At 30.1% G+C, this 5,270-nt stretch carries 5 protein-coding genes; 1 reads left to right on the top strand and 4 read right to left on the bottom strand.

Translation table 11 applies throughout. From position 1 onward, the window contains the following. Positions 1 to 54 precede the first annotated feature (54 nt). Complete coding sequence (gene greA, locus E6A48_RS08565; RefSeq protein ID WP_013244876.1) at positions 55 to 519, bottom strand: transcription elongation factor GreA; 465 nt, start codon at positions 517 to 519, stop codon at positions 55 to 57. 172 nt (positions 520 to 691) lie between these two features. Here greA and E6A48_RS08570 point away from each other — a divergent pair, with 172 nt between their 5' ends. Continuing rightward, positions 692 to 1,744, top strand: coding sequence for a DegT/DnrJ/EryC1/StrS family aminotransferase (locus E6A48_RS08570; RefSeq protein ID WP_219709718.1), 1,053 nt, complete (start codon positions 692 to 694; stop codon positions 1,742 to 1,744). Between the two features lie 3 nt (positions 1,745 to 1,747). On the opposite strand, the gene E6A48_RS08575 is transcribed toward E6A48_RS08570, so the two are convergent. From E6A48_RS08575 to E6A48_RS08585, 3 genes are all read right to left on the bottom strand, one after another. Beyond that, positions 1,748 to 2,590, bottom strand: a complete 843-nt coding sequence (locus E6A48_RS08575) for a toxin A (protein ID WP_219709720.1) — start codon at positions 2,588 to 2,590, stop codon at positions 1,748 to 1,750. 144 nt (positions 2,591 to 2,734) lie between these two features. Continuing rightward, positions 2,735 to 4,228 (bottom strand): hypothetical protein, encoded by a 1,494-nt coding sequence (locus E6A48_RS08580; protein ID WP_219709721.1) that lies wholly within the window; start codon positions 4,226 to 4,228, stop codon positions 2,735 to 2,737. A gap of 21 nt (positions 4,229 to 4,249) precedes the next feature. Beyond that, positions 4,250 to 5,032: a hypothetical protein gene (locus E6A48_RS08585; protein ID WP_219709722.1), complete on the bottom strand. Its 783-nt coding sequence runs from the start codon at positions 5,030 to 5,032 to the stop codon at positions 4,250 to 4,252. Between the last annotated feature and the right edge of the window lie 238 nt (positions 5,033 to 5,270).

Consider the following 5,270-nt stretch of genomic DNA (forward strand, 5'->3'; position numbering starts at 1 on the left):
GTATAAAATAATATTTATATTCAAGCCTTTATTAAAATATTCAAAAATTATTTATTATAGACTAATTTCTAATATTTCTAATACCTTATCACCAGCAGGCACTTTTATAGTAACAACATCTCCAACCTTTTTTGTAAGAAGACCTCTAGCAATAGGTGTAACTATAGTAATCTCATTTTTAGACATATCAGCTTCTAGTTCTCCTACGATTCTATACTCAGAAACTGCATTAGAGTTTTTATCTTTAACTTTTACTCTCTTTCCAAAAGTTACAATATCTTTATTCATTTTTGATGGGTCTACTATTTCGCATACTGCCAAATCGCTTTCTAATTTAGAGATTTGTGCTTGAAGAAGTCCTTGTTTTTCTCTTGCAGCATGATATTCTGCATTTTCTTTCAAGTCTCCTTTTTCTCTTGCTTCAGCTATTATAGCAGGTAAAGTATCAAATTCTGCTTTTAATTCTGATAGCTTTTCTTTTACTTTGTCATATCCTTCTTTAGTTATAGGTTTTCCCATAATTAATATATCCCCTCACATACTTATTGTATATAAAGCTCTATTATATAATAATTTTTAATATTTACAACCTTAGAAATAACAATTTGCATATTTATAGTATATTCTATATTGAAAATTATTGTAATTAATATATTATAATAAATAATAAAAAATATATGAGGAACAAAAATTGATACGCCATTCTAGACCTACCATAAGAAAAAAAGATTTAGAATCTGCTTTAAGGGTAATGATTAGTGATAATCTTGCTACTGGAGATATTATATATGAATTCGAGAGAACTTTTGCTAGTTATTTCGGTAAGAGTTTTTCTGCTATATTTGTTAATAGCGGTACTAGTGCTTTAGAATTAATATTGAGGCATTTAAATGTTGGGGAAGGTGATGAGGTGATTATGTCATCATTTTTAAATAGCTCTCCTCTTCAGGTTGTTACAAATCTCAAGGCTATTCCTGTATTAATAGATATAGATGAAGATAGCTTTCAAATTTCTATGGATAATGTTATAGAGGCTATTAATGAAAAGACTAAGGCTATTATTGTTTCACATATGTTTGGTAATTGTGCTTTAATTGATGAGCTTGCTGATATTAAAGTTCCTGTGATAGAAGATGCTTCACATAGTTTGGGAGGCAAATATAGAGATACTTTACTTGGAAGCTTTGGAGATTATGCTTATTTTTCATTGTCTGCTACTAGAATGATTACTTCTGGCGGTGCGGGCGGAATGATACTTACCAAAAAAAAGGGAATGGACGCTATAAGAGATATTATAAATTATGATAAAAAAGATAATTTTATTCAGAGATTTAATTATTGTGCTACAGATTTGCAGGCTTCTATAGGCATGGAAGAGCTTAAACATCTTGAGAGAATGGTAGAGGTGAGGGCTGATATTGCTTCTTTTTATGATAGTGCTATATTAGAAAGCAATTTGATAAAGTTATCTACACATGACAGTGAAAGTCCTTCTTATTATAGATATGTTTGTATGCTTAATGGGTCTATGAATATTTATGATGTAATAAAGATGTTTGAACGTCATAATGTTGAAGTGGCTAGACCAGTATTTAAGCCTTTGCATCAATATTTAAACTTGCCTAATGAGGATTTTCCTAATACTGAAAATGCATACTTAAAGAGTATATCTTTCCCAATATATCCAACATTACAAAAAAGTGAGGCTGAACTTATTTGTAAGCTTATAAGGCAAATAAGATAAAAATTAAATAATTTTGAATACTAATGCTGCATCCATATTAAAATAAAGCTTCCCTGTATATGAAGGGTGGGATATATATTGACCTATTTTTAAGTTAACTTCAGTATAGAATCTGCTTAAAAACTCATATTCAAAATGAGCATATGCCCCTATAGAATGCCAAAGCTGTTTTGTATTATTCATATAAGCCAACATGTAATTTATGCCTACTGATAGAGGATATAAATCAAATAATATCATACTGTCAAGCTTATAAGATATATCATTTTGATCCCTTACAAGAAGGAGTTCATAATCTAAATAGTATTTTCCATTATTAACATATGCATATTTAAATGTTAGACCTGCTTGTATTATTAAACCTGTACCGTCAAATAAAGTATTAAACAAAGGAAGTATAAAAGTGGGTGTTGCCTCTGCTTCAAAGGATACATTATCTGTTTTTAATGCTTTATTTATAGCATTAGTGTCAACTGCAATATTTGGAGCATCAAAGTTAACAAATCCCCTTTTCCCTGCAGTATAGTAGTTTACTAAAGAAGCACTTACATTTATATTAAAATATTTAGAAATAGAAGAGTCTACATATATTTTAAGTTTATTTCTCTCAGCATCTAAATGGTCACTTATGCCAATATCAGTTCTAACTCCTTCCCATATATAACCAGGAAAAACATCTGTAATAAATCTATAATATAGGGATAATTCTCCACCTCCGTCTAAATATGGAAAGAAATATCCATCTAAATCACCTCTAATATAAAGCCCTGGCTGTATATTGGTTTGGGCATATGCTATTGACGTAATAATTAAATATATAACAATTAAAAACTTTATTAACTTCATTTACAAAACTAAAAATTAGTATATATATATTATATAATATATTAGAAAAAATTGCATATTTGTTAAAAAAATTAGGGATAAGTTTTAAAAAACCTATCCCATTAATACATTTATTTAGTAGAAAAATTGAAAAAAGATAATGTCTTATAGTCTATAAGAAAGCTGAGCACCCCAAGAATCTATACCCAATAAACTTGGTGATGGAGTAGTAGTACCAGCAGTACCTGCACGAGCAGCCAAGAATAAGTCAATAAAGAAATCTTCTCCAACTATGAAGCCCATACCAGTATATAAGTTCATTCTAGATTCAAAGCCATTATTACTATCATATCCGAAAGTTTTATATTTTCCGCCAGTTAATGCTTCATATGAACCAGTAGTCATAGCGAAACCTAATCTGTAGCTAACACCAGCTCTAAACTCAAACCAATCAACAGGTTTGAAAGCAGTACCAATAGGAAGCTCAATATAAGGAATAATTTGTACTAATGAACTTTTTGCTCCAGAAGTAGTAGTAGTTTCTAATGTAGTTTGATCTGTAATTTCTGTTTTTTCTACAACTTTTACATTACCAGCATTTGTAACATTAATAGCTAAACCAACTTTTGGTTCCATTATTAATCTTACTCTGTTATCAGCTAAGCTCCATTCCAAAGTAGGATAAGCATTAATATCAGCATTCATATTAAATACGCCTTCTTGGTTTGTAGCTATGCTGGTTTTTGTTTCTGTAGCAGTACCACCATTTGCAGGAGTATTTTTTATTGTATTGTAACCATCAAATTTTTGACCCATACCATATATATCAAAACCTAAAGTAAGACCAAAGTTTAATCCAGTCATAGGACCAGCAACTAAAGGCATAGAAAACTCTGGAGCTATAGAAAGATTCATAGTATTATTGCCTGTATTTGTATAGCCTGTTTGTGTTTCTTCAGAATATTGATTAGCAACATCTGTTTTTGTTAAACTATACTGTTTTGAATAAGAGTTTCCAGCATCGTTTATAGTTAATCTTACAGGTATTTTTAATTTCATTTCACCAAATACTAAACCTACTGCTACTTCATGTACCCATTGAGAGTTGCCTGTAGTGTTTGTAATAACTGATAAGTTTTTATCATCAATAAAACTTGTATATCCTTCATTTACTTGTTTGCTGTTTCCTCTTGCTATTAAATAATGAATAGATACCATATCATTGATTTTGAATACTGGTCTAATAGCAAAAGTAGAGCCTGTAGTAACTTCTTTACCAAGAGTAATTCCATTTTGAGATGCATTAGCACTATATGGGTTATAGTCAACTCTTGTTTCATTCATAGAATAAACACCAGCAACACCAAAATACATAGCATTGTTTAATATAGGTACACCAAAGAATGCTTGTACAGCAGTAGAATCACTGGAGTTAAAACCAGGTACATAACCAGCTGAGAATATTGTTCTATTTAAGTCGAATACATCTTTAGCGTTTAATTTATCGCTGTCTGTAGAAAACTCGCCTGCAGTAGCTCTTTTTACAGCAGAACTATCTAAGTTATCTATAAAAGTATTCATATTAGCAGTAGGAATTTGTGCGAAAGAATATGCAAAAGTTATGCATAAAGCAGTAAGAATTAATATTAATTTTTTCATTTTTCAATCTCCGTTTTTATATTAATAAAGCCATAATTGATAACTATTATTTTGTGTACCTAATGATGTTATTATTCCAGTAGCAGGTACTATTCCATAGTAATATGTACCTGTAGTTACATTTTTACATACATAAGTTTTACCAGCATCATTTTGAGTTAATGTTATTATATCAGTAGCTTCAATAGTGCTTTCTTTAGTTGGTTTTTCTGAAATTTGATATACGTCCATATATTGATATTTTATTGTTATTTGACCATTTAAAGTTTGGTTATAGTCATAAAATGTTATTGTATTTCCACTAATGCTTTTAATATTAGCAGTTATATCTGTTCCTTGATAAGTTACAGATACTATTTCAAATAAGAATGAGAATGTAGGATCAGTTACAGTTGCAGTGCTTTCACTACTACCACCAGCAGTAGCTGTTGCAGTAGTTGTAGCTTCTTTTATAGGTGCTATTGCACTTTTAGTATATTTATATATAACGCTAGTAACAGTAGTGCCTGTAACAGTAAATTGATATATGCCGCCGTCTGGGTTTTTTGCAGAAGCAGGTGTTTTTACTACAGTACCATCAACTGTTGCTTCAACTATTTCTGTTACTTTCTCGCCTGGTAATGCAAAGCTTGAAACATCTATAGCAGCACTAGCACTAAGGGTAAGATTATAAACTTCTTTTGTTCCTGAAGCTATTTCTGTTTTTTGGCTTTTGTAAGCGTCTGTTGGTTTTGTTGCGTCTGCTCCGCAGCTTATAACGAATAATGATGATACAAGCATTAGAGCTAATAAAGTTTTTTTCATTTTCTTTTCTCCTTGATTTTTTTACTTTATTTAAATATTATTGTTATAATAATATTCGCTAATAGAATGGATTTTAAAAATGCAAAATGCAGCATACTTTTCAGTAATACTGCATTTTGCGTGTGCAATGAAAGTTTGTAAATCTTTATGAAAAAAATAAGATAATTGTCAAAAAAATTTAATGATGATGTGTTTTGGGTTATAGAATTAGTGTAGTGTAGTGTAGTGTAGTGTAGTG

Source organism: Brachyspira pilosicoli (assembly GCF_019402445.1).
GTDB classification, from domain to species: domain Bacteria; phylum Spirochaetota; class Brachyspiria; order Brachyspirales; family Brachyspiraceae; genus Brachyspira; species Brachyspira pilosicoli_B.